Source organism: Neisseria sicca 4320, from assembly GCF_000193735.1.
GTDB classification, from domain to species: Bacteria; Pseudomonadota; Gammaproteobacteria; order Burkholderiales; family Neisseriaceae; genus Neisseria; species Neisseria sicca_E.
In genome coordinates this window covers 1-25,490 of record NZ_AEPF01000057.1, presented here as the reverse complement: position 1 = coordinate 25,490, position 25,490 = coordinate 1, and the positions used below count along the sequence as shown (strand labels likewise).

The window sequence follows — 25,490 nt, the reverse complement described above, 5'->3', positions numbered from 1 at the left end:
GTGGGCGGAAAAATAAATTAGGGAAACGATGAACGCATTAGAATTTATAATCTCGTGTCTATTTGTGTATGCGATAATTCACATTCATAGAAAGCATGGAATGTCTTATTTCAAAATGCTGTTTAAAGAGTTTGGCATTTTTGTGATAGGTTTTTTTATAATTACATTTTTGCTTTTTATGGCAGGAATTTTGATATTTAAGTGAAAAAAGGTCGTCTGAAATACAGACGACCTTTGTTTTTAAGGAATTGAAATTTTGGGTGTCAAGGGGGAAGGTTTGTAAAGATTGGGCGCGCCTTTTGCCCAATCTTTATGAATACCCCCTTGATTCCCAAAAGTTCAAGAAACACGCTTGTGGTAGGTGGGCAGGAAGGGGTTTTATTTCCTGCCCGCCTGCCACGTGGCGAACGCCCCCGGAGGGTCGCCGAAGGCAAACTTAATGCTATACTGAAACTCGGCAAAGGATTAGCTACCCTATGCCGAAGCCGTCCAGCCTGACAACGACCAAGCCCAAAGGCTGTCAAAAAGATTAGGCGGACGGCTTTATTGTTTGTGAAATTGAGTAGTATCAAAGAACCTAGATTCTGAATAAGTAAGGGTAATCTATGCGAAACGCCGTAGGACTTGACATATCAAAGACCACATTTGACGCAACCGCCATCATTGGCGGTATCGAAAAGTCTGCCAAGTTTGATAACGACAGCCAAGGCTTTGAGCAGTTCAAAGGCTGGCTGACAGAATTAGGCTGTACTGACGCGCATATCTGCATGGAAGCGACAGGCAACTACTACGAAGGCATTGCCGACTACATAGGCAGCCTGTACAAAGTATCAGTCGTCAACCCGCTGAAAATCAGCAAATACGCCGAAAGCAGGTTTACCCGAACCAAAACAGACAAACAAGACGCCAAACTGATAGCCGAATACTGTCAGACAGCAAAAGCCCAAGACCTCGTGATCAGAAAACCAGTCATAAACGAAGGCTACAAACTAAAACGGCTCTCCGCTCTCTATGCCCAACTGACCGCAGACAGCACCGCCCAAAAAAACAGACTCGAAGCCGCAAAAGACACCTTTGTCGTCAAAATCTGCCAAAGCAACATCAAGCATTTGCAGCGGCAAATAAAGGCAGTCAAAAAAGAACTAGAAAAACTCACGAAGCAACCCGCATTGAAAGACCAAACCGACAGACTGGCAACCATCCCCGCAATAGGCAGGCTGACAGCCGTCATGCTGTTGAATTACCTTTCAGGCGCGGATTTCCCAACATCAAACAAGTTTGCAGCATTCGCCGGGTTAACACCCCAAATCAAAGATTCAGGCACATCAGTAAGGGGCAAACCAAGCCTGACAAGATACGGCAACCGAAGACTACGCGCCATGCTCTTCATGCCCGCCATGGTCGCCTATCGGATAAAGGCATTCCCCGACTTCATCGCCCGCCTTGAAGCCAAGAACAAACCCAAAAAGGTCATTATTGCCGCCATTATGCGAAAACTTGCCGTCATCGCCTACCACGTCCACAAAAAAGGCGAAGACTACGACCCGACCCGCTACAAAGCGGCGTGACCGCACCCAAAAAAAATCACGGCATTTCAAAAAATGAAACGCCGTGACATCGTTGTGTGCAAATATCACTCAATTTAAATATTATGCAAATCAACGATTTGTAAATTAAATGTAAAGATGATATTGTCAACTAAAGTAGTATCTTTTTGTTTTTGAAGTTGACGATAAGACGTGTTTGGGTGGAAAACGCTTCTAGCCGACACAATCCGGCTTTGATGCTGCCGGTCGGATGGCAGGTAGGAAAAGTTCAAAGCGCCGTAAGAAAGCGGATACCAAAAGGTCGTCTGAAAACATTTCAGACGACCTCGTTCGTTTACGCTTCGGGCTTTTTCGCCAACATAGTCACAAACTTAAACTGTATCGGATTGCCCGCCGCGTCTTTCGCGTGCATGGCGCCGAGTTCTTCTTTGTATTCGGCAATCTCCCAGCCGCGGTAGTATTCGCGCAACTCGCCTTCTTTAAATTTAAACGGGAAAGGCATAGGGCAGGGGAAGTCTTCGGTGTCCATCGCCGAAACAATCAGGTTGTAGCCGCCGGGGTTGGTGTGCGCCTGCATATCGGCAATCACTTGCGGCACAAAGCGCGGTTGCAGGAACATAAACACAACCGTCGCCACGATATAATCGAAATGGTCTTGAAGGTTGGCGGCATTCAAATCATATTCCAACGCCCGCACGTCCAAGCCTTCGATACGCGCCAACTCGTTGACGTTTTGCACCGCCTGCGGATTGTTGTCCACGGCGGTGACGTCGAATCCCTTCAAGCCTAAAAACAGCGCATTGCGCCCCTGACCGCAGCCCATATCCAAAGCCTTGCCCGCAGGAACGATATTTTCAGCCGCCACTACCGCCGAATGGGTCGCACTCATGCCGTATTTCTTATTGAAATAATCTTTTGCCGCGCAATAAAGCGAGAGCTTGATTTCCGTGTCGTCCGTCAAAGGCTCGATCGTAAACTGTTGCTGCGGCGCAATCATCTGATCGCCGTCTTCGGCAGTCAGCTCGGTGTTTGTTGCATGGTCTGCTTCCGAATATTTCAGACGACCTTGCAATACGTTCAGGCAAGCCCATTCCCCTTCGTCAAACGCATGACCCGCCCGCAGCGCGTCGGGAATCTCGTCTGCCTGCCAAACCGGCAGTTCCTGATAGCAAAAAAGTTCCATTTGTCCGTCCATCGTCAGTTCCTTTTAATCTGTTTTCGATAAGGTGCATATTATATGCCTGTTTGTGGCAAAGCCGCTTGGCGGATTCAAACCTTGTGATAAGATGAGTGCCTTTATTGTGCAAATTACAAAACAAACCGATATATGGACGATACCGTTTACCTTTATACAGACGGAGCCTGCAAAGGCAATCCGGGAGCTGGGGGCTGGGGCGTATTGATGCGCTACCGAAATCATGAAAAAGAATTGTGCGGCGGTGAGGCTGAAACCACGAACAACCGAATGGAGCTGACCGCCGTCATAGAAGGGTTGAAGGCGCTCAAACGCCCGTGCCGCGTCGTGATTTGTACCGACTCGCAATACGTCAAAAACGGTATGGAAGGTTGGATACACGGCTGGAAGAAAAACGGCTGGAAAACCGCCGCCAAAAAACCGGTGAAAAACGACGATTTGTGGAAAGAACTCGATGCCTTGTCGCATAAACACGAATTACGGTGGACATGGGTGAAAGGCCACGCGGGGCATTCCGAAAACGAAAAAGCAGACGCTTTGGCGAACCGGGGAGCGGCACGGTTCCTTCAACCTTCGTCCTAAAAGGTCGTCTGAAAACGCCTGAAAAATATTCAATCAACCGCAAACAGGATTACCCCAATGGCAATGACTTGGTCCCAACTGCTTTCCCCGCAACGTTTCCGCGCGAAAAACGGCGAAATTATCCCTACGGTTACGCCGTCCACACAAGAGGGTATCGATGCCCTGCGTACCGATTTCCACATTGATTACGATAGAGTCGTGTTTTCCGGCGCATTCAGGCGGTTGGGCAGGAAAACCCAAGTCCACCCGCTTGCCGAACATGACCTGACTCACAACCGGCTGACGCACAGTGTCGAAGTCGCCAGCGTCGGACGCAGTTTGGGTAACCGCGTCGGCGTCATGTTGCAAGCCGGCGGATTCCTGCCTGAAAACAATACTCCGGGCGATATTGGCGCTGTCGTCCAAGTCGCCTGTTTGGCGCATGATTTGGGTAACCCTCCGTTCGGGCACACGGGTGAGGACGCATTGCGCCATTGGTTTAGAAAGGAACAAAACCTCCGCTTTCTGACATCGTTGAGCGAAGCCGAATTGAGCGACGTGCAAACTTACGAAGGCAATGCCCACAGCCTGCGCATTGTTGCCAATTTGGAAATGTATCCCGATGCGGGCGGGATGCGTTTGAGTGCGGCATCAATCGGCGCATTGATAAAATATCCGTGGACAAGCCAAGGTCCGCGCGGGCGTTCCAAATTCAATATTTATCAAACCGAGCTGCCGTTTATCCGCCGAGTTGCAGCAGAGTTGGGATTGCTCGAAGCAGGCTGCGACCAATGGGTACGCCATCCGCTGTCATACCTGATGGAGGCTTCAGACGACATCTGTTACGCATTGCTGGATTTGGAAGATGCAGTGGAGCTTGAGTTGCTGACCGATACCGAAGTCGAAAGCGTCTTGTCTGAGCTGACCTTCGAAGAAAGCACATGGCATGCCCAATCCAGCCGCCAACGTTGCGCCATGCTGCGCGGCATTGCCATAGGCAAAGCCATCGAAGATGCCGCGCAAACCTTCATGAAACACCAATCCGATTTATTAAGCGGCGAATTCAAAGGAAAAGACTTGATTTCCTTGTGCAGCCCGCAGGTCCAAAACACTTTGGAAAAAGCCAAAGAACTCGCACGCACGCGCATCTTTCGCCACCGTACCAAACTGATGACTGAAATTGCCACTTTCCCGTGCTTAGGGTCGATACTCGATTTGTTTGTCCCTGCTGCCCATGCCTTGCTGGTTGAGCGGAAATTAGATGTCCGCCAATCTTTAATCTTGGATCTTCTGAAAAACCATAATCCCATACTTGAAACGGACAGCCTATATCAGGCATATATGAAAATTTTAGATTTTGTCGGCGGTATGACAGACAATGCCGCCGCCAAAATGGCTCAGGATTTGTCTGGAACCGGGATTTTAAGGTAATTTAATTTCTTTAATTTTCAAAATGTTAATGTTTTATCTGGGAAAATTGAATTTAAAGGCTGGACAATAGGGAAGGGTTTCTATAATATTCGGTCTTCTTGATTCACAGCGCAGAAGCGAAGTGATGAAAATGCACCCGTAGCTCAGTTGGATAGAGTATCTGGCTACGAACCAGAGGGTCGGGCGTTCGAATCGCTCCGGGTGCGCCAAAAAAATTTATTTATCCGCGCCCATCGTCTAGCGGTTAGGACATCGCCCTTTCACGGCGGTAACCGGGGTTCGATTCCCCGTGGGCGTGCCAAATTCTTAATAAACCCTTACTAAAAAGTAAGGGTTTATTTTTTATCTTTTAATGCTTTGCCCGCGATTTTAGCTTTATTGATGCGCGTTACCAAAGTTTCATCTGTCCTCTTTGTCAGGCATCGTTGCTAAATATGACGTGAATTCAAATCAGGAATAGCGGTAAGGAGATTTTCTATTGAAGTTGCCATGTATTATGGGTATCAACATTTCTTCACCCATCTGATTGACTTTGCCATGCCAAATTCCGGGCAGTAATACTTTAATGATGTACCAAACTCCTACCTTAAACTTTCCTGTCAAAATGCAAAGGTTGTCTGAAAAACCCCGGATACGGGCTTTTCCAGACGACCTTCCCCTTATTCTTCTTTGTTTGCTGTATCAAGGCAGGGCGATGAATTTAATCAGCACTTCTTTGAAAATAAAGCCGAACACGCCCAAGCCCAAGACCAGGAACAAAATCGCGATGCCGAATTTGCCCGCCTTGGATTCTTTGCCCAAGTTCCAGACGATAAAGCCCAAGAAAATAACCAGCCCGGTCAGGCAGATTTTCATTGCCCAGTCGGAAAATTCTGCTTCACTCATAATCAATTTCCTTATTTGATGTGGTGTGTATTTTAATGTTTTCAGACGACCTTTGGAACGCTAAGAGGTCGTCTGAAATGTAATGGTTCAGCAAATGCCGTCCGTCGGGCGTTTGGCTTAACGCGCCAATGCCTGTTTCAAATCGTCAATCAAATCATCGACGTATTCCAAACCGACGGACAGGCGCACCAGTCCGGGGCGGATATTGGCGGCGAGTTTTTCTTCGGGCTGCATCCTGCCGTGTGTGGTTGTCCACGGGTGGGTAATGGTCGAGCGCACGTCGCCGAGGTTGGCGGTACGGGAGAAGAGTTCGACGCTGTCGACGATTTTCCACGCGGCGTCAGTGTCGGCGACTTCAAAGCCGATGACGATGCCGCCGCCGTTTTGCTGCTTGCGGATAAGCTCCGCCTGCGGATGGTCGGGCAATCCGGTGTAGTAAACGGCTTGAACCTGCGGCTGCGCTTGCAGCCATTGGGCGATTTTCAGGGCGTTGTCGAACTGTTTTTCCATACGCAGCGACAGGGTTTCCACGCCGCTCAACAACTGCCATGCGTTAAACGGCGACATCGCCAGCCCGCAAGAGTTGCAGTAAACGGCGACCTGCGTCATCAATTCTTCCGAACCCGCCAACACGCCGCCCATCACGCGCCCGTGTCCGTCGATGGCTTTGGTTGCGGAGGAAACGGAAATATCCGCGCCGTGTTTCAAAGGCTGCGAGCCGACGGGTGACAGCAGGCTGTTGTCCACCACCAAAAGCGCGCCGATGCTGTGCGCCAATTCTGCCAAGGCTTCCAAGTCGGCCACTTCGCCCAAGGGGTTGGACGGCGTTTCCAAAAACAGCAGCTTGGTGTTGGCTTTGACGGCGGCTTTCCATTCGTCCATATCGGTCGGCGACACATGGCTCACTTCGATGCCGAATTTGGTGACGATGTTATTGATAAAACCGACGGTCGTGCCGAACAGACTGCGGCTGGAAATCACATGGTCGCCCGCCTGCAGGAAGGTGAAAAACGCCGCCTGAATCGCGGACATGCCGGTCGAAGTGGCGACTGCGCGTTCTGCGCCTTCTAAGGCGGCGATGCGCTTTTCAAAAGCGGCGATGGTCGGGTTGGCGGTGCGGGTATAAGTGAACCCTTTGATTTTTTTGGAAAACAAATCGGCGGCGTGTTGGGCGTTGTCCCACATGAAGCTGCTGGTGAGGAACAATGCCTGATTGTGTTCGCGGTATTCGGTTTGCTCTTTGCCGCCGCGTATGGCGAGCGTCTGCGGGTGGAGTTTTTTACTCATTTGCCTTCCAGTTTTCAGCAAGGTTGTTGATTTTATGAAGAAAGGAAGCTATAGGGTCTGTCGACATTTAATAGTTTCCGTGTCTTTTTATCCCCAAAGCGGCATCTTCTGTGTTGTAAATCCTTACAAGGTGTCCAATCTTGTTGCGGTTGCCGCCTTGAATCTTCCGCTTTGTGAACGTAAATCCACTTGGAAAATTAAATGCCGACAGCCCCTAGGATTCGTAGGTTAACTTGTTAACATTTTGCGCTTATTTGCGCCGTCTTTCAAGTTTGGCGGCAAATGGCAAAAGGTCGTCTGAAGCTTTTCAGACGACCTTTTCTTACGAACCGATTTTATTCAGCTTGTTCTTTCAATACGGCTTCAATCAATTCCTGCGCGCCGTCGTCCGCCAGCTTTTTGGCGACCGCGCGTCCGAGCGCGTCGGCGTAGGCGGCGGGGGCTTGCGCGTGCGCCTGCAAAATTACTGAGCCGTCGGGGTGTCCGACCAGTCCGCGCAGGGTGAGCAGGCCGTCTTCTTCGGTGCAATACGCGGCAAGCGGGACTTGGCAGCTTCCGCCCAAAGCGCGGGCAAGGGCGCGTTCGGCGGTCACACAGGCGTGTGTTGTGTCGTGGTTTAAGGGTTTCAAGACGTCGAGAAGGTCGGTGCGGTGTGCGGCGATTTCGATGCCCAACGCGCCTTGTCCTGCGGCAGGCAGGCTGTCGGCTTCGGAGAGAATCAGGCGGATGCGTTCGTCCAGTTCCAAACGCTGCAATCCAGCGGTGGCGAGGATGATGGCATCGTATTCGCCGTTGTCGAGTTTGGACAGGCGGGTTTGTACGTTGCCGCGCAGGGGCTTGATGACTAAGTGCGGATAGCGGGCGCGCAACTGGGCTTCGCGGCGCAGGCTGGATGTGCCGACAATCGCGCCTTTGGGCATTTCTTCCAAACGCGCGTATTGGTTGGATACGAATGCGTCAAACGGATTGGCGCGCTCGCCGATGGCGGCAAGGGCGAAGCCTTCGGGCAAATCCATCGGCACGTCTTTAATCGAATGCACTGCCAAATCGGCGCGGCCGTCTTGCAAGGCTTGTTCCAACTCTTTGATAAACAGGCCTTTGCCGCCGATTTTCGACAGGGTTTTGTCCAAAATCTGGTCGCCGCGCGTGGTCATGCCCAAGATTTCGACTTCGCAGTCGGGATACAGGGTTTTCAGACGACCTTGGATATGTTTTGCCTGCCACATGGCAAGCAGGCTTTCACGGCTGGCGATAACAAGTTTTTTCGGGTTCATTTGCAGTTTCTGATTTTCTAATTCATGAGGCGGGAAGTTTGACAGTCTAACACAAACTTTCTACGGTAACCGCCTGACTGTACTTGCCCAAGGGCCCGAATCCGTTGCCTTGGTTTTGTTCTTTGGTCAATACTTTCCCCTGAATGCAGACATTGTTCAGGGTAACGTTATATGAGCCGGAACTCAGGCGGTTCTTTTCTACTTGGTCCATCAGGTTTTCGCCGCCGTTGAGGAAATAGGTTTTACCATTGGCAGTAAATTCAGCCTGTTCGAGCGAATAATGGACTGTCCCAGTCATTTTGACCGTATCGCCGCTGTTTTTTTCTGCCGTCGCTTCCGTCGGTCGGGCAGCCGACGTTTCGATTTTGTTTTGCGGGGAGCAGGCGGTCAGGGCAATCAGTATGGGGAAAAGAAATTTGTTCATTTGCAATTACCGTGGTTGATAAAGGTATTCCGCTGCGAAGCTGTCGGGGAAGCCGTTGCACTATATCTGTTGCAACGAAATAAATTATAATGTGTACTGGCATGATAGTAGTGCATACTGCCGTAAAATAAAACTTATTCTCTAAAAACATTTTAAACCCAACAGCCTTACAGCATGAAGCGCGCCAAAAAATATCCTTTCTTATCGTTGCAGCAGCAACGTTTCTGCCTGAATTTTGAAAACGCCTCAACCGCCGCCGACCTTCCGAGCGAACGCGATTTCTACCGCTGGGCATGGGCGGCGTTGAAAAGCGAATACCGCCGCGCCGACATCAGCCTGATTCTTCTGGACGAAGAAGAAGCCCGCGCCTACAACCGCGATTACCGCGGCAAAGACTACGCCACCAATGTGTTGAGTTTTGCCTTGAACGAAGGCGAAATTCTGCCCGATCAAGTTTTAGACGACCTCTGCGGCGATTTGATCATCTGCCCGCAAGTCGTCTTAAAAGAAGCAGCCGAGCAGGGCAAAACCGCCGAGCAGCACTTTGCCCACCTGACCATGCACGGCACATTGCACCTGATGGGCTACGATCACATCGAAGAGACCGAGGCCGAAGAAATGGAGGCACTCGAAATCCGCCTGATGCAGGCGGCAGGTTATCCCAACCCCTACCAAGAGGACGAATACTGAAATGGACGACACCCGGTCGAAACCGACATTTTTCGAACGTTTGATTTCCCGAATTGCCGGCGAGCCTGATTCCGCCGAAGACGTACTCAGCCTGCTGCGGCAGGCGCACGAGCAGGAAGTGTTTGACGCGGATACACTTTTGCGGCTGGAAAAAGTCCTCGACTTTTCCGACTTGGAAGTGCGCGATGCCATGATTACCCGCAGCCATATGAACGTTTTGAAAGAAAACGACAGCATCGAGCGCATCACCGCCTACGTCATCGAAACCGCCCATTCCCGCTTCCCCGTCATCGGCGAAGACAAAGACGAAGTCCTCGGCATCCTGCACGCCAAAGACCTGCTCAAATTCATGTTCAATCCCGAGCAGTTCAATCTCAAATCCATCCTTCGTCCTGCCGTTTTCGTACCCGAAGGCAAATCGCTGAATGCGCTTTTGAAAGAATTTCGCGAGCAGCGCAACCACATGGCAATCGTCATCGACGAATACGGCGGCACATCAGGTTTGGTAACCTTTGAAGACATCATCGAACAAATCGTTGGCGACATCGAAGACGAGTTTGACGAAGACGAAAGCGCGGACAATATCCACGCCGTTTCCACCGAGCGCTGGCGTATCAACGCCGTAACCGAAATCGAAGACATCAACGCCTTTTTCGGTACGGATTACAGCAGCGAAGAAGCCGACAGCATCGGCGGGCTGGTCATTCAGGAATTGGGACACTTGCCCGTGCGCGGCGAAAAAGTCGTGATCGGCGGCTTGCAGTTCACCGTCGCCCGCGCTGATAACCGCCGGTTGCATACGCTGATGGCGACTAAGGTCAAATAACGGGATTCGTCCGATAAACAAACCGATAATCAAAGACAAAGGTCGTCTGAAAACCTTATGTAGGGGTTTTCAGACGACCTTTGTCGTAGGGGAGGCAACCTTATTTCTGGTTTTTCTCGATAATTTCTTTGAGGTGCGGCATGGGGCTGTATCCGCTTTGGCTGCGACCGTTCGGGAAAACGAGGGTCGGCGTGCCGTTGAAGCCGAATTGTTCGCCTAGAGAAGTGGTTTCGGCAACGGGGTTGTCGCAATTGGTTTTGCCGCTCGGGAATTTGCCTTTGCGCATCCAGTCGGTCCAGGCTTGGGTTGGGTTGGGCTGACACCACAAAATTTCGGCTTTACGCGCGGCATCGGGGTGCAGGCTTGGAATCGGCATCATGAAGTTGTAAATCGTGATGTCGGTCATTTTTTCAAACTCGTGTTCCAAGCGTTTGCAGTACGGGCAGTCGGGGTCGGAGAAGACGGCGACTTTCAGCTTGCCGTTGCCGCGCACTTCTTTGATGGCTTTGTCGAAAGGCAGGGTGGCGAAGTCGATTTTGTTCAAATCGGCGGCGCGTTCGTCGGTCAGGCTTTTGCGCGTGTTGACGTCGATGAGGTCGCCGACGAACATATAGTCGCCTTTGGCATCGGTGTAAATGATTTGTTTGCCGCTGACAACGACTTCATAAATGCCTTGAATAGGGGTTTCGCTGACGCTGATGACTTTCAGCCCTTGGGATTCGTAAATTTTTTCGAGGCGGGCTTTTAAGGCGTCGCCGACTTTGCCTTGTACAGGCTTGGCGGCGGCTGAAGAGGGCGCTGCATTTGCCTGTGTAACGGGGGTTTGTCCGCATGCGGTCAGAGAGATCAGAGCGATAGGAGCTAAGATTTTGATTAATTTGGTTTTCATTTTTAAGTATAAGCGTGTGTCAAGAAAACTCCATTGTATCAAACCTCTGTCATGCCTGCATTGTATTGAGGCTCAATTTATCGTCTGAAAATAGCTTTCGGCTGTTAAAATACGCAAAAAAATGATTTGCTTGCCTGTATGATCTACCACCGTATCGCCGTAAACGTGCCGCTTTCAGACGGCCTTTTGACTTATTCCCATTCCGAGCCGCTGCCGCAGGGAATGCGGGTGCTTGTGCCTTTCCGCAACAAGACCGTGGTCGGGATTGTGTGGGAAACGGATATTGCGCCGGATATGGATGCGGCGCGGATTTTGAGTATTCAGACGACCTTTTCGGACGAGCCGCCGCTGCCCGAAAGCTGGCGTGATTTGCTCTCGTTTACGTCGCGTTATTACCACTATCCGACGGGGCAGGCGGTGTTTGCCGCGCTGCCGCAGGGTTTGAAGGAAACGCGCGCGGTGGAAATGCCGCAGCCGCCGTTGTTTTACGCGCTGAACGAAGCGGGCAGGGCGCAAACGCCGCCGCCGGCGCGGTTCAACAAAAAAGCGGCTCTGTGGGACGCGTTGCTGTCGGGCGGAATGACGATGGCGGCGTTGAAGCAGGTAAACGCGCAGGCGGCGAAATTAATCGAAGATTGGGCGGAACAGGGTTGGATTGAAACGACGGAAGCGGCGAAACCTGTATTGAGGTCGTCTGAATTTCAGCTCAACGCCAACCAGCAGAAGGCTTCCGATGAAATTCAGACGACCTTCGGCAGTTTTCAACCGTTTCTACTGTACGGCATCACCGGCAGCGGCAAGACTGAAGTTTATTTCGATGCGATGGCGAAAGTGTTGGCGCAGGGGCGGCAGGTGTTGTTTTTGTTGCCCGAAATCAACCTCACGCCGCAGCTTTTGAAGCGGGTGGAAAACCGTTTTGCCGACGTACCGACCGCCGTGTTGCACAGCCAGATGGCGGCAGGCAGGCGCACGCAGGATTATCTGCGCGCGATGTTGGGGCAGGCGAAGCTGGTCATCGGCACGCGGCTGGCGGTGTTCACGCCGATGGATGATGTCGGGCTGATTGTGGTCGATGAGGAACACGACGGCTCGTTCAAACAAGACAACGAATTGCGCTACCACGCCCGCGATTTGGCGGTGTGGCGGGCGAAGCAGAGCGGCTGCCCCGTCGTGTTGGGTAGCGCCACGCCCAGCTTGGAGAGCTGGCACAAGGCGCAAAGCGGCGCGTACCGCCTGCTGCAACTGACCGAGCGCGCCCATGCCGCCGCGCAACTGCCGCAAGTGGACATCCTCAATGTAGGCCGTCTGAAACTCGACAACGGCTTCTCGCCGCAAGCCTTGCAGCTTTTGAAACAGAACTTTGAAGCAGGCGGCATGTCGCTGGTGTACCTCAACCGGCGCGGCTTCGCACCCGCGCTGTTTTGCGGCGACTGCGGCCATACCTTCGGCTGCCCGAACTGTTCCGCCAAAATGGTGTTGCACCAACGTGCCCGCCAACTGCGCTGCCACCACTGCGACCACCGCGAACCCATCCCGTTCAAATGCCCTGACTGCGGCAACCAAGACCTGACCGCCGTCGGACACGGCACGCAGCGCGTCGAAGAAACCCTGCGTGCCTTCCTGCCCAAGGCCGCCGTCGTCCGCGTCGATAGGGACAGCACCGCGCACAAAAACGACTGGGCGGATTTGTACCGCCGCATCGCTGACAACGAAATCGACATTCTGGTCGGTACGCAGATGCTCGCCAAAGGCCATGATTTCGCGCGGCTCAACCTCGTTATCGTGTTGAACGCCGACGGCAGCCTGTACAGCGCGGACTTTCGCGCGCCGGAAAGGCTGTTTGCCGAGCTGATGCAGGTGTCCGGCAGGGCGGGGCGTGCCGACAAACCCGGCAAGGTGTTGATACAGACCCAACTGCCCGAACATCCCGTCTTCTCCGCCGTCAAAGCACAGGACTACGCCGTGTTTGCCGAAAACGAATTGAACGAGCGGCAAATGTTCGCCATGCCGCCCTTCGGTTTTCAGACCGCTGTCCGCGCCGACGCGCCGCGCGTTGCCGATGCGATGGAATTTCTCAACGCCGCCAAAGAAACCCTCGCCCCGCTTTTACCCGAAAGCGTCTCACAGTTCGGCGCCGCCCCCATGCTGATGGTGCGCCTAGCCGAACGCGAACGCGCGCAAATCTTCCTCGAATCGACATCCCGACAGGATTTGCACCGCGCCGTGAGTTTGTGGGTGCAGGTGTTGCAGCAAAACCGCGACGGCAAAATCAGATGGTCGGTGGATGTGGATGTGCAGGAAGCGTAAGCGGGATAGGGAAGGGGTCGTCTGAAAAAGCATTTGGCGTTTTCAGACGACCTTTTGCGATATAATCGGGCAAACGATAAAGACACACACAAATCCCACCCATATCCCCATGAACAAACAGATCCGCCAAGAAATTTTCGAGCGTTTCCGCGCTGCCAATCCCCATCCGACCACCGAGCTTCATTTCAATTCCCCCTTCGAGCTTTTGATTGCCGTTTTGCTGTCGGCACAGGCGACTGATGTGGGCGTGAACAAGGCGACGGCGAAGCTGTTTCCGATTGCCAATACGCCGCAGGCGATGCTGGATTTGGGGTTGGACGGCGTGATGGAATACACGAAAACCATTGGGCTTTACAAGACCAAGTCCAAACACATCATGCAGACTTGCCGCATCCTGCTGGAAAAATACAACGGCGAAGTGCCGGAAGACCGCGAGGCTTTGGAATCGTTGCCGGGCGTAGGGCGCAAGACGGCAAATGTTGTGTTGAACACGGCGTTCGGTCATCCCGTCATGGCGGTCGATACGCATATCTTCAGAGTATCCAACCGAACCAAAATCGCGCCGGGCAAGGATGTGCGCGAGGTGGAAGATAAGCTGATGCGCTTTGTGCCGAAAGAGTTTTTGATGGATGCGCACCATTGGCTGATTCTGCACGGACGCTACACCTGCAAAGCGCAGAAGCCGCAATGCGGGAAATGTATGATTAATGATTTATGCGAGTATGGTGCGAAGTTGATGTAAACGTTGATAAATTGTAAACAATCAACAAAACAACCTTCCCATTAGGTTAAAATTTCTGACGGCATTTTTTTATTTAAAATGAAATGCTTGAAAAAATACGGGCAAAAGGTAAAATTCGACCTTATCGGGTTGGAAAACGATAAAAGTTTCAGACGACCCCGGTTTTTAAGATGCAAGAACACAATCCGTTATTCGGAAAAGGAAACGCGGTGCGCGAAAAAATGAACAAATACAATTACTTTGCTTTGGTAACAGCTTCTGCGCTGGCTTTGGGCGGCTGCGACAAAATCAGCAGCTTCTTCGGCGGCGACAATAAAAGCGAAGAATTCGTACAGAGAATCGAACCCTCCAAAAATGACGGCAGCGTCGGTATGCTGCTGCCCGATTTCGCACAATTGGTGCAAAACGAAGGTCAGGCGGTGGTCAATATCCAAGCGTCCCCCGCCGGACGTGCCGCAGGCAGCGGGCAGTCTGAAGAGCAGGGCATGGACTTGAGCCAGTTTCCGGACAACGATCCGTTTTACGAGTTTTTCAAACGCCTGGTTCCGAATATGCCCGATATGCCGGAAGACGAATCTGCCGACGATGATTTGAATTTCGGCTCCGGCTTCATCATCAGCAAAGACGGCTATATCCTGACCAATGCCCACGTTGTTGCAGGAATGGGCAATATCAAAGTCCTGCTCAACGACAAACGCGAATACACCGCCAAGCTGATCGGTTCGGATACGCAATCCGATGTCGCGCTGTTGAAAATTGACGCGTCGGAAGAGTTGCCCGTCGTCAAAATCGGTAATCCGAAAGATTTGAAACCGGGCGAATGGGTTGCCGCTATCGGCGCGCCGTTCGGCTTTGACAACAGCGTTACTTCAGGCATCGTGTCCGCAAAAGGCCGCAGCCTGCCGAACGAAAGCTATACGCCTTTCATTCAAACCGACGTTGCCATCAATCCGGGTAACTCCGGCGGTCCGCTGTTTAACCTGAAAGGTCAGGTAGTCGGCATCAACTCCCAAATTTACAGCCGCAGCGGCGGATTTATGGGCATTTCCTTCGCGATTCCGATTGATGTGGCGATGAACGTTGCCGAGCAGTTGAAAACCAGCGGCAAGGTTCAGCGGGGTCAGCTGGGCGTGATTATTCAGGAAGTGTCTTACGATCTGGCAAAATCGTTCGGTTTGGACAAAGCCAGCGGCGCGTTGATTGCCAAAGTGATGCCGAACAGCCCCGCAATGCAGGCAGGATTGCAAGTGGGCGACATCGTCCGCAGCGTCAACGGCGAAGAAGTGCGCGTGTCTAGCGATTTGCCGGTCATGGTCGGCTCGATATTGCCAGGCAAGGAAGTTACGCTGGAAGTGTGGCGCAAAGGCGAGAAGATTAATGTGAAAGTCAAACTCGGCAGCATGGCGGAGCAGAACGAAACGTCTTCTCGCGCTACCGAGCAGCCGCAGCAGGCAAATCCGGCGGACGGCTTCACCGTCGATAATACGGGACTGACCCTGCGCGTCGATGAAGGTGCAGGCAAAAGCCGCCTGATTGTTTCCCGCGTCAGTGGCGTGGCGGAACGTGCCGGACTCAAGCGCGGCGATGAAATTCTTGCCGTCAGCCAAATCAGCGTCAACGACGAATCAAGCTTCCGCAGCGCGTTGGCAGGCGCGGGCAAAAACGTGCCGCTGCTGGTTCAGCGCGACGGCAATACACTTTTCCTTGCCTTGACCCTGCAATAAGACGCAACGCAAACGCCATTCAATGATAGAATACCCGCCATCCTTAGGTAGCGGGTATTTTGCAATTTTGACAACGGATTGATTTGTTTAGGTTTTGATTGTTTACTCTTTAGGATATTTGTCAACAATCATATCCAATACAAAGGTCGTCTGAAAACGTTCCGCTCCGATTGACTTCCTATTATAAAAAATATTATGCAACTGATTGATTATTCGAATTCGTTTTTAGCCGTCGTGCCGCCGTTTTTGGCGTTGGCACTTGCCGTCATTACCCGCCGCGTACTGTTGTCTTTGGGCATCGGTATTTTGGTCGGCGTTGCCTTTTTGGTCGGCGGCAGTCCGCTGGATGGGCTGACGCATCTGAAAGACATGGTGGTCGGACTGACCTGGGCAGACGGCGATTGGTCTTTGGGAAAACCTAAAATTCTGATTTTCTTATTGTTGCTCGGTATTTTTACCTCGCTGCTGACCTTCTCCGGCAGCAATCAGGCGTTTGCCAACTGGGCGAAGCAACACATCAAAGGGCGGCGCGGCGCAAAAATGCTGACTGCCTGCCTAGTATTCGTTACCTTTATCGACGACTATTTCCACAGTCTCGCCGTCGGCGCGATTGCCCGCCCCGTTACCGATAAATTCAAAGTCTCCCGCGCCAAACTGGCGTATATCCTTGATTCTACCGCCGCGCCGATGTGCGTACTGATGCCGGTTTCAAGCTGGGGTGCATCGATTATCGCCACGCTGGCAGGTCTGCTCGTTACTTACCACATCACCGGATACACGCCGATGGGTACGTTCGTCGCCATGAGCTTGATGAACTATTACGCCTTATTTGCCCTGTTGATGGTGTTCATCGTCGCATGGTTCTCCTTCGATATCGGCTCGATGGCGCGCTTTGAGAGAGCGGCGTTGCAGGAAGTTCACGACGAAACCACCGTTTCAGACGACCCTAAAGGCCGGGTTTACGCGCTGATTATTCCGGTTTTGGTGTTAATCGTCTCCACCGTTTCCGCCATGATTTACACAGGCGCGCAGGCAAGCGAAACCTTCACCATTTTGGGCGCGTTTGAAAATACCGATGTAAACACTTCGCTGGTGTTCGGCGGCACTTGCGGCGTACTGACCGTCATCCTCTGCACGCTTGGTACCATCAAAGCTGCCGATTATCCCAAAGCCATCATTCAAGGCATATCTTCGATGTTCGGCGCGATTACCATCCTGATTCTTGCCTGGCTCATCAGCACCGTCGTCAGCGAAATGCACACCGGCGACTACCTCTCCACGCTGGTTGCAGACAACATCCATCCTGGCTTCCTGCCCGTCATCCTCTTCCTGCTCGCCAGCGTGATGGCGTTCGCCACTGGTACAAGCTGGGGCACGTTCGGCATTATGCTGCCGATTGCCGCCGCGATGGCAGTCAAAGTCGATGCTTCGTTGGTTATCCCGTGTATGTCCGCCGTCATGGCTGGCGCGGTGTGCGGCGACCACTGTTCGCCCATCTCCGACACCACCATCCTGTCTTCCACCGGCGCGCATTGTAACCACATCGACCACGTTACATCGCAACTGCCTTACGCCCTGACCGTCGCAGGCGCGGCAGCGGCAGGCTACCTCGTGTTGGGTATGACACAATCGGCTTGGCTGGGCTTTTTTGCAACCGGTGTCGTCATGACCGCCCTCATCTTCATACTGAAAGACAAAAAAGCTAAAACTGTCTGAATACACATAAAAAGAACTCGCCAATTTCATTATCGAAATTGGCGAGTTTATCGGTTGATTTTATGATTTAATCCACAAAACCGATACCACCGTTGTGTCTCATTGCTTTATTCAATCTGTTCAGATTGGCTTGCCCTGCTATGGGGATACTTTTAATATATTTGCCATAAATAGGATCGAATACAAATTTTCCTAAAGCCCATCCTGCAGGAGCATTTCTTGCAAAAACGCCTCCCCATCCTCCGGATACTTTTTCCAAATCATGATTGTTCAAAGGTTTCATAATAGAAACTCCTAGTATGAATTGACAAAGTTGTTTTGTTTAATATAGAGATACTTACACGAATTCATACTGTCATCAAATTAAAATAAATGAGAATCATTTTTTTAATTTTGCAAAAAATGGCAAGATTTAATAAAGTAAGAAAATATACTTCAAAGTAAGTTGGATGCTGCTTAGGTAAAGGAAAATTATAATGAAAATATTCATTTTGATAATAATCGGTTTATATTATATTTTATTCACAAGAGTTATTTATAATTTTATGGGTTGGAATGTGAATAAGGATTTATTGTTTTTAGTTACTGTATTTATTGCTATGGGAATTTATAAATTATTTCTCAAGTCAAATAAATAGCAAAAGAAGAATTTGAATATTTAAGGTTTCAGAAATATGTCCCTCGTTTTCCTCCCGCGCGGTCCCGTCATGGCAGACGTCGCCGCCTACTGTCTGACCGAAGAAGAAAAACAACGCCTGCTCGATCCGTCCATCGGCGGTGTCATCCTGTTCCGCCGCAACTTCCAAAACGTCGAGCAGCTCAAAGCCCTGGTTCAAGAAATCAAAGCACTGCGCACGCCCGAACTCATCATCGCCGTCGATCACGAAGGCGGCAGGGTACAACGTTTCATCGAAGGCTTCACCCGCCTGCCCGCGATGAATACCTTAGGGCAGATTTGGGACGCCGAAGGCGAAGCCGCCGCCAAAGAAAAAGCCGAGCAGGTCGGCTGGGTATTGGCAACAGAGCTGACCGCCTGCGGCATAGACCTTTCCTTCACGCCCGTCCTCGACCTCGATTGGGGAACATGCCCCGTCATCGGCAACCGCAGCTTCCACCGCAACGCCGACACCGTAACCCAGCTCGCTCTTGCCCTGCAAAAAGGTCTGAACCGAGGCGGCATGAAATCCTGCGGCAAACACTTCCCCGGACACGGATTTGTCGAAGGAGACAGCCATTTGGTTCAACCCGAAGACACGCGCAGCCTTGCCGAAATCGAAGCTGCCGACATTATCCCTTTCCGCGCCTTAAGCGATGAAGGCATGGCGGCAGTCATGCCCGCCCACGTCGTTTACCCGCAAATTGACGGTAAACCCGCCGGTTTCTCCGAAAAATGGCTCAAACAAATCCTGCGCCAAGACATCGGATTTAAAGGCGTTATCTTTTCAGACGACCTCACCATGGAAGGCGCGGGCGCAGCGGGCGGCATCAAAGAACGCGCAAATGCCTCCTTTACGGCGGGCTGCGACATCGTCCTCGTCTGCAACCGTCCCGACCTGGTCGACGAACTGCGCGACGGCTTCCAAATCCCCGCCAATCCCGATTTGGCAAACCGCTGGCAATACATGGCGAACACATTGGGTAAGGAAGCCGCCCAAGCCGTGATGCAAACCCCTGATTTCCAAGCCGCCCAAGCCATGACCGCGCAACTTGCCACGCCTGAAGACACCGCAGGCGGCGTGAAAGTTGGCGAAGCGTTTTAAAGGCGTTTGATTTAGAAAGCATGAAAGAAGGTCGTCTGAAAAGCTGAATTTGGCTGTTTCAGACGACCTTTTTATTTCACAATGAGGGCTTGATTACCCTTCATCAGGCAGCTTGGTAATCTGTACCCGCTCGATGCGTTGCCCGTCTTTTTCAACGACTTGGAAACGCCAGCCGTGGAAGTCGACAAAGTCGCCGACATCTGGAATGCTTTGCAGCTCTTCCATAATCAGACCCGCGACGGTGTGGAAGTCGGCATCTTCTTCCTGCGGCGGGAGGTTCAGTTGCGGGGCGAGGTCGACGTATTCAAACGAACCGTCCACGGTCAGACTTTCATCGGCATTTTCTTGAACGGCGGGTTCTTCTTGGCGTTCAAACTCTTCGGGGAATTCGCCCGCGATGGTTTCCAGCAAGTCTTTCATGGTGACCATGCCCAAAACCGCGCCGAATTCATCGACCACCAAAGCATAATCCGCGCTGCTTTGGCGGAACAGTTCAATCGCGCCCAATGCAGTCGTACTGTCCGGCAGGACTAGCGGCTGGCGCAGGACGGCTTGGATATTGAGCTCGCCGGTTTCGAGCAGTTGGGCGAGCAGGTCTTTTTTGTTGATGTAGCCCAACGGTTCATCCACACCAGCCTTACCGACAACAAGCAGGCGGCTGTATGGGGTATTTTGCAGTTGGGCGTGTTGCTCTTCGCGGCTTTGAGAGATGTCCAAACGCTCAATGTCGCGACGGGGAATCATCACGCCGAGGATGGGGCGTTCGGCAAGCGTGAGAACGCTGCGTATCATGGATTTTTCGTTTTCCTCAAAATGCCCGTCGTCCTCTGCTTCATCGCCCGCTTTGGCAAGCACGCTTTCGCGTATGCCCATCATGCCCAAGACGTTCTCAGCGGTGCGTTTGCGCCACGAGCTGCTGATGTAGTCGTTTTTGCGGCTGTTGCGCTGCGAAATTTGGTTGAACGCTTCAATCAGAATGGAGAAGCCGATAGCGGCGTAGAGGTAGCCTTTCGGGATGTGGAAATGGAAAGCTTCGGCAATGAGGCTGAAACCGATCATCAGCAGGAAACCCAAGCAGAGCATGACGACGGTAGGATGCCTGTCTACAAACTCGGTCAGCGGTTTGCTGGCGGAAATCATGACGGTCATGGCAACGGCAACCGCACCCATGGCGACGACGATGTGATCGACCATGGCAACGGCCGTGATAACCGAATCGATGGAAAATACCGCGTCAAGAATCAGGATTTGGGCAACCACGCTCCAAAACCGCGCGTGTTTCTTCTGGCTGTCGGCAACGGCAAACTGGTTATGCCCTTCGAGGCGTTCATGCAGCTCGGTGGTGGCTTTGTAGAGCAGGAAGATACCGCCCGCGAGCATAATCATGTCTTTGCCGGAAACGTCCAACCCGCGGATATGAAACAGCGGGCGCGTCAGGGTCATGATGTGTGCCATGAAGCCGAGCATGATGATGCGGATAACGACCGCAAGCCCCAGACCGGTAATACGCGCGCGGTCGCGCTGGGCGGGTTTGACTTTGTTCGCCAAAATAGCGACGAAAACGAGGTTGTCTATCCCCAAGACAACTTCGAGTACCAGAAGCGTGGCAAAGCCTATCCAAGTATGCGGCTCTGCCAACCAACTGAAATCCATGATTTTTGTATTCCTTTGTGTTCAAACGCGAAAAGGCAGCCTGAAACGCTCAAGCTGCCTGATTCATATCGATACGCACGAAAAACGGCGGGCGGTCATGCTGCTCTGCTCTGGGTCTTTCATGTGTGCGTACGTCTCAAGTAAAAGTAATGTAAATAGTTTAGCAGCTTGTAAGACGGATGGCAAAAGGTCGTCTGAAAGATAAGTCATATTTTCAGACGACCTTTTGTTCAAGCTAAACCCGATTCAGATTCAGCCTCTGTTTTTCAACCGTCCATGCAACTCCTGCACGCTGTACACTCCTAGGTGGTCGCGGCTTTTTGCGCCTTCGCTCATGGCTTCGCCGCCGGCGATGGTGGTGTATTGCGGCACGCGTTGGGTAAGGGAGGTGCGGCGGATGCTGTGGCTGTCGGAGATGGATTGCGCCGAGCTGCTGACGGTGTTGACCACCAGCGCGATTTCGCCGTTTTTAATCGCGTCCACGATGTGCGGGCGGCCTTCCTGCACTTTGTTCACCGCTTGTACGATGATGCCGTGCTCTTTCAGGTATTCGGCGGTGCCGCGTGTGGCGCAGACGCCGTAGCCGAGGGCTTGGAAGTTTTGCGCGGTTTTGACGATGAGCGGTTTGTCTTCGTCGCGCACGGCGAGGAAGATTTTGCCGGTCGGGTTCAGGCGTTCGCCTGCGCCGAGTTGGGCTTTGTAGTAGGCTTCGCCGAAGCTTGCGCCCACGCCCATCACTTCGCCGGTGGAGCGCATTTCCGGGCCGAGGATGGTGTCCACGCCGGGGAATTTGATGAAGGGGAACACGGCTTCTTTAACGGCATAGAAATCGGGGACGACTTCTTTTTCCACGCCTTGCTCTTGCAGGGAAATGCCTGCCATGCAGCGTGCGCCGACTTTGGCGAGCGGCACACCGGTGGCTTTGGAGACGAAGGGAACGGTACGGCTGGCGCGCGGGTTCACTTCCAACACGAACACCACGCCGTCCTGCACGGCAAACTGTACGTTCATCAGGCCGACCACGCCCAGTGCGTAGGCCATGGCTTTGGTTTGGCGGCGGATTTCGTCTTGGATTTCTTCGCTGAGCGAGTAGGGCGGCAGCGAGCAGCCGGAGTCGCCGGAGTGGATGCCTGCCTGCTCGACGTGCTGCATGATGCCGCCGATCACCACGTCTTTGCCGTCTGAAACGCAGTCCACATCGACTTCAATCGCGTTGTTCAGGAAGAAGTCGAGCAACACGGGGCTGTCTTCGGATACCTGCACGGCTTCGCGCATGTATTTTTGCAACTCTTCGGCGGAGTGGACGACCTGCATGGCGCGGCCGCCGAGGACGTAAGACGGGCGCACGACCAGCGGATAGCCGATTTCTTCGGCTTTGACGAGCGCTTCTTCTTCGTTGTGGGCGATGCGGTTGGGCGGCTGGCGCAGGCCTAAGTCGTTCAACACTTTTTGGAAGCGTTCGCGGTCTTCGGCGGCGTCGATGCTGTCGGCGGACGTGCCGATGATGTTCACGCCGTTTTCAACCAATGCGTTGGCGAGTTTGAGCGGGGTTTGGCCGCCGTAATGCACAATCACGCCCCACGGGTTTTCGGTGCGGACGATTTCCAACACGTCTTCCAGCGTTAGCGGCTCAAAATACAGGCGGTCGCTGGTGTCGAAGTCGGTGGACACGGTTTCGGGGTTGCAGTTGACCATGATGGTTTCAAAGCCCGATTCGCGCAGGGCGAGCGCGGCGTGAACGCAGCAGTAGTCAAACTCGATGCCCTGACCGATGCGGTTCGGTCCGCCGCCGAGAATCATCACTTTTTTACGGTCGGAAGGACGCGCTTCGCATTCCTCTTCGTAAGTGGAATAGAGGTAGGCGGTTTCGGTGGCGAACTCGGCGGCGCAGGTATCGACGCGTTTATACACGGGATGCAGCTTCAGCGCGTAGCGGTGTTCGCGCACTTCTTTTTCTTTTACGCCCAAAAGCTGCGCGATGCGTTTGTCGGAGAAGCCTTTGCGTTTCAGACGACGTAAGGCGGCGAAATCCAAATCTTGCAGGCAGCCTGCACTTACCTGCTGCTCTTCTTTCACCAAGTCTTCGATTTGCGCCAAGAACCAAGGGTCGATGGCGCAGATTTCGTGGATTTCTTCCAGCGTGAAGCCCGCGCGGAACGCGTCTGCCACAAACAGCATACGTTCGGGGCCGGGGTTTGCCAGTTCGCGGCGGATTTCTGCTTTGTCTTCACTGCGCGGATTGAAGCCGCACAAACCTGTTTCCAAGCCGCGCAGGGCTTTTTGGAAACTTTCCTGAATCGTGCGACCCATCGCCATCACTTCGCCCACCGATTTCATCTGCGTGGTCAGGCGGTCGTCTGCGGCGGGGAATTTTTCAAACGCAAAACGCGGGATTTTGGTTACCACATAGTCGATGGAAGGCTCGAACGACGCGGGTGTACGGCCGCCGGTGATGTCGTTGCGCAACTCATCCAGCGTAAAGCCGACCGCCAGCTTCGCCGCCACCTTCGCAATCGGGAAGCCCGTCGCTTTGGAAGCCAGCGCGGACGAACGGCTCACGCGCGGGTTCATCTCAATCACAATCATCTCGCCGTTTTCAGGGTTCACCGCAAACTGCACGTTCGAGCCGCCCGTGTCCACGCCGATTTCGCGCAATACCGCCAAGCTTGCGTTGCGCATGATTTGGTATTCTTTGTCCGTCAGCGTTTGCGCCGGCGCAACCGTAATCGAGTCGCCCGTATGCACGCCCATCGGGTCGAAGTTTTCAATCGAGCAAATGATGATGCAGTTGTCGTTCTTATCGCGCACCACTTCCATCTCGTACTCTTTCCAGCCGAGCACGGACTGCTCAATCAACAGCTCATGGGTGGGCGACGCGTCAAAACCGCGTTCGCAAATCGCCAAAAACTCGTCTTTATTGTAGGCAATGCCGCCGCCCGAACCGCCCATCGTGAAAGACGGACGAATCAGTGTCGGAAAGCCGACCTGTTCCTGCGCCGCCAAGGCTTCGTTCATCGTGTGGCAGACAAAAGATTTCGGGCAGGAGAGGCCGATTTTCTCCATCGCTTCCTTAAAGCGGCCGCGGTCTTCCGCCTTGTCGATCGCGTCTTCCGTCGCGCCGATTAACTCGACATTGTATTTCGCCAGCACGCCGTTGCGCGCCAAGTCCAGTGCACAGTTCAGCGCGGTCTGGCCGCCCATCGTGGGCAGAATCGCATCGGGCCGCTCCTTGGCGATAATCTTCTCCACCGTCTGCCACATAATCGGCTCGATGTAGGTAACATCCGCCATTTCAGGGTCGGTCATGATGGTGGCGGGGTTGGAATTCACCAGAATGACTTTATAGCCTTCTTCACGCAAAGCCTTACAGGCCTGTGCGCCCGAATAGTCAAATTCGCAGGCCTGACCGATAACGATAGGGCCGGCGCCGATGATAAGGATGGATTTTAGGTCGGTACGTTTGGGCATGGTGGATTACTCTCGATTTACAATTTCAACTACGGTGGTTTTAAGTTTATCTTCAATGGAAGATAAAGTTTTATGTTCATTGATATCTGCTGAAGGTTTCAGCTTTTTTAATTCTTTTGAAATAGGTTTGTTTTTGGCATGAAAATTATCATTAAAATCTTTTCTATAATAGCTTATAAAATCAAATAAAAATGCTGATTCTTCATTATTCAAATTGGTTTCATTATTTACAAAATTTATTACCTCGCCAGTTAAAATATTCGCAAACCAGAACCAGAAAGAACAGTACCCTATAAATAAAAATTTATCCTGGGGGAAATCGTTTGTGATTTTAAATGTTACCCATATTAATAAATATCCTAAAATTAATTTAAATATAAAACTGTACAATAATTTTAAGTATTTATTTTTTTGAAATAAGGTACATCTTTTTTTAAAAAATTCAACATAGAAGCTGCAAATATACCAGAGAGAGAGGAAACAATATAATGGTATTTTCCTAATGGAATACTTGATAATGTTAAATATGTAAAGAAAATTGCCAGTATAATAATACCAATCAAGTGTAGTCCAGCGTATATTTCCCAAGTTTTTTGACTCATTTGAAATCCCTAAAATTAATTTAAAAATAAGCAAGCGTAGCAAGCCGTAGCCCGCATGTGAGGTGTATGCGGTACGCACGCACGCGTTCTCCATTTTCCCTGCAATCCCAGCCCACCGCGTGCGTGCTTTGCGGCACACACCCTACCGATGGGTTCAAAGGTCGTCTGAAAAAACGTTCACAGCGTTTGTTCCATCTGCTTTGCGATAAAGACTACCTGAAAAATTCCCGCTGTTGATATTTCGGGCATTCTTTTTCAGACGACCTTTAATGCTTGAATCTACTGCAACCCGCTCCCTCCCCCGTGGGGGAGGGCTGGGGAGAGGGCATTCTCCGAATTGCAGCAATCTTTCCAACGCCCTTACCGCCCCAAATACAAGCCTTACGGCTTGTTACCCTCTCTCTAGCTCTCTCCCACGGGAGAGAGGACGGGGTGGCTGTTGGGTTAAGGGTTCTGTAAGGAAAATAGGTTGTGCAGGTTGCTTTTGCTTTTCAGACGACCTGAAATCA

General features: G+C 52.1%; 22 protein-coding genes and 2 tRNA genes. 13 read left to right on the top strand and 11 right to left on the bottom strand.

Translation table 11 applies throughout. The features are described 5' to 3' along the window. Positions 1–605: 605 nt before the first annotated feature. Entirely contained in the window at positions 606–1,568 is a 963-nt protein-coding gene (locus NSCA4_RS0105765) for an IS110 family RNA-guided transposase (RefSeq protein WP_016687252.1), read from the top strand. 313 nt (positions 1,569–1,881) lie between these two features. Here the strand turns inward: NSCA4_RS0105765 and tehB are convergent, their stop codons facing one another. Continuing rightward, complete coding sequence (tehB, locus tag NSCA4_RS0105760) at positions 1,882–2,742, bottom strand: SAM-dependent methyltransferase TehB (RefSeq protein ID WP_016687251.1); 861 nt, start codon at positions 2,740–2,742, stop codon at positions 1,882–1,884. Positions 2,743–2,874: 132 nt separating this feature from the next. Between tehB and rnhA the strand changes: the two genes are divergently transcribed. The 4 genes from rnhA to NSCA4_RS0105740 all read left to right on the top strand — a co-directional run bounded on the left by rnhA (position 2,875) and on the right by NSCA4_RS0105740 (position 5,035). Then, complete coding sequence (gene rnhA / locus NSCA4_RS0105755; RefSeq protein ID WP_016687250.1) at positions 2,875–3,324, top strand: ribonuclease HI; 450 nt, start codon at positions 2,875–2,877, stop codon at positions 3,322–3,324. A gap of 57 nt (positions 3,325–3,381) precedes the next feature. Beyond that, positions 3,382–4,734, top strand: coding sequence for a deoxyguanosinetriphosphate triphosphohydrolase (locus NSCA4_RS0105750; RefSeq protein WP_016687249.1), 1,353 nt, complete (start codon positions 3,382–3,384; stop codon positions 4,732–4,734). A 132-nt stretch (positions 4,735–4,866) separates the two neighbouring features. Then, positions 4,867–4,943 (top strand) — tRNA-Arg (locus tag NSCA4_RS0105745). A 17-nt stretch (positions 4,944–4,960) separates the two neighbouring features. Further along, positions 4,961–5,035 (top strand) — tRNA-Glu (locus NSCA4_RS0105740). A 380-nt stretch (positions 5,036–5,415) separates the two neighbouring features. On the opposite strand, the gene NSCA4_RS0105735 is transcribed toward NSCA4_RS0105740, so the two are convergent. The 4 genes from NSCA4_RS0105735 to NSCA4_RS0105720 form a co-directional block, all read right to left on the bottom strand. Then, positions 5,416–5,619 carry a DUF2788 domain-containing protein gene (locus NSCA4_RS0105735; RefSeq protein ID WP_003768561.1) on the bottom strand — a complete coding sequence of 68 codons (204 nt, stop codon included), beginning with the start codon at positions 5,617–5,619 and terminating at the stop codon, positions 5,416–5,418. Positions 5,620–5,736: 117 nt separating this feature from the next. After that, positions 5,737–6,906 carry an O-succinylhomoserine sulfhydrylase gene (metZ, locus tag NSCA4_RS0105730; protein WP_016687248.1) on the bottom strand — a complete coding sequence of 390 codons (1,170 nt, stop codon included), beginning with the start codon at positions 6,904–6,906 and terminating at the stop codon, positions 5,737–5,739. 335 nt (positions 6,907–7,241) lie between these two features. After that, positions 7,242–8,180: a hydroxymethylbilane synthase gene (hemC, locus tag NSCA4_RS0105725; RefSeq protein ID WP_016687247.1), complete on the bottom strand. Its 939-nt coding sequence runs from the start codon at positions 8,178–8,180 to the stop codon at positions 7,242–7,244. A 46-nt stretch (positions 8,181–8,226) separates the two neighbouring features. Next, positions 8,227–8,604, bottom strand: a complete 378-nt coding sequence (locus NSCA4_RS0105720; protein WP_016687246.1) for a hypothetical protein — start codon at positions 8,602–8,604, stop codon at positions 8,227–8,229. Between the two features lie 174 nt (positions 8,605–8,778). Here NSCA4_RS0105720 and ybeY point away from each other — a divergent pair, with 174 nt between their 5' ends. Both ybeY and NSCA4_RS0105710 read left to right on the top strand, forming a co-directional pair. After that, positions 8,779–9,294, top strand: coding sequence for an rRNA maturation RNase YbeY (ybeY, locus tag NSCA4_RS0105715; protein WP_016687245.1), 516 nt, complete (start codon positions 8,779–8,781; stop codon positions 9,292–9,294). 1 nt (position 9,295) lies between these two features. Beyond that, positions 9,296–10,120, top strand: coding sequence for a CorC family transporter (locus NSCA4_RS0105710; RefSeq protein WP_016687244.1), 825 nt, complete (start codon positions 9,296–9,298; stop codon positions 10,118–10,120). 100 nt (positions 10,121–10,220) lie between these two features. Here the strand turns inward: NSCA4_RS0105710 and NSCA4_RS0105705 are convergent, their stop codons facing one another. Then, complete coding sequence (locus tag NSCA4_RS0105705) at positions 10,221–11,009, bottom strand: DsbC family protein (RefSeq protein WP_016687243.1); 789 nt, start codon at positions 11,007–11,009, stop codon at positions 10,221–10,223. Between the two features lie 138 nt (positions 11,010–11,147). On the opposite strand from NSCA4_RS0105705, the gene NSCA4_RS0105700 reads away from it, so the two are divergent. From NSCA4_RS0105700 to NSCA4_RS0105685, 4 genes are all read left to right on the top strand, one after another. Continuing rightward, a complete protein-coding gene (locus tag NSCA4_RS0105700) occupies positions 11,148–13,316 on the top strand; it encodes a primosomal protein N' (RefSeq protein ID WP_016687242.1) in 2,169 nt (722 codons plus the stop codon). Between the two features lie 109 nt (positions 13,317–13,425). Next, positions 13,426–14,058 (top strand): endonuclease III, encoded by a 633-nt coding sequence (nth, locus tag NSCA4_RS0105695; protein WP_016687241.1) that lies wholly within the window; start codon positions 13,426–13,428, stop codon positions 14,056–14,058. Between the two features lie 170 nt (positions 14,059–14,228). Beyond that, the gene (locus NSCA4_RS0105690; protein ID WP_016687240.1) at positions 14,229–15,782 is read left to right on the top strand and encodes a DegQ family serine endoprotease; all 1,554 of its coding nucleotides are present in this window, start codon (positions 14,229–14,231) and stop codon (positions 15,780–15,782) included. 195 nt (positions 15,783–15,977) lie between these two features. Beyond that, on the top strand, positions 15,978–17,498 hold the full coding sequence (locus NSCA4_RS0105685) for a Na+/H+ antiporter NhaC family protein (protein ID WP_016687239.1): 1,521 nt from the start codon (positions 15,978–15,980) through the stop codon (positions 17,496–17,498). Positions 17,499–17,565: 67 nt separating this feature from the next. On the opposite strand, the gene NSCA4_RS0105680 is transcribed toward NSCA4_RS0105685, so the two are convergent. Further along, positions 17,566–17,781: a hypothetical protein gene (locus tag NSCA4_RS0105680; RefSeq protein ID WP_016687238.1), complete on the bottom strand. Its 216-nt coding sequence runs from the start codon at positions 17,779–17,781 to the stop codon at positions 17,566–17,568. A 391-nt stretch (positions 17,782–18,172) separates the two neighbouring features. Here NSCA4_RS0105680 and nagZ point away from each other — a divergent pair, with 391 nt between their 5' ends. Then, a complete protein-coding gene (gene nagZ / locus NSCA4_RS0105670; protein WP_016687236.1) occupies positions 18,173–19,258 on the top strand; it encodes a beta-N-acetylhexosaminidase in 1,086 nt (361 codons plus the stop codon). A 93-nt stretch (positions 19,259–19,351) separates the two neighbouring features. Here nagZ and NSCA4_RS0105665 read toward each other — a convergent pair whose 3' ends face one another. The 4 genes from NSCA4_RS0105665 to NSCA4_RS15510 all read right to left on the bottom strand — a co-directional run bounded on the left by NSCA4_RS0105665 (position 19,352) and on the right by NSCA4_RS15510 (position 24,981). After that, complete coding sequence (locus NSCA4_RS0105665; protein ID WP_016687235.1) at positions 19,352–20,911, bottom strand: TerC family protein; 1,560 nt, start codon at positions 20,909–20,911, stop codon at positions 19,352–19,354. A gap of 252 nt (positions 20,912–21,163) precedes the next feature. Further along, complete coding sequence (gene carB, locus NSCA4_RS0105660) at positions 21,164–24,379, bottom strand: carbamoyl-phosphate synthase large subunit (protein WP_016687234.1); 3,216 nt, start codon at positions 24,377–24,379, stop codon at positions 21,164–21,166. 6 nt (positions 24,380–24,385) lie between these two features. Then, a complete protein-coding gene (locus tag NSCA4_RS15515; RefSeq protein WP_176621476.1) occupies positions 24,386–24,592 on the bottom strand; it encodes a hypothetical protein in 207 nt (68 codons plus the stop codon). Positions 24,593–24,774: 182 nt separating this feature from the next. After that, the gene (locus NSCA4_RS15510; RefSeq protein WP_176621475.1) at positions 24,775–24,981 is read right to left on the bottom strand and encodes a hypothetical protein; all 207 of its coding nucleotides are present in this window, start codon (positions 24,979–24,981) and stop codon (positions 24,775–24,777) included. A 66-nt stretch (positions 24,982–25,047) separates the two neighbouring features. Here NSCA4_RS15510 and NSCA4_RS15505 point away from each other — a divergent pair, with 66 nt between their 5' ends. Beyond that, on the top strand, positions 25,048–25,218 hold the full coding sequence (locus NSCA4_RS15505) for a hypothetical protein (RefSeq protein WP_176621474.1): 171 nt from the start codon (positions 25,048–25,050) through the stop codon (positions 25,216–25,218). The last annotated feature ends 272 nt before the right edge of the window (positions 25,219–25,490 follow it).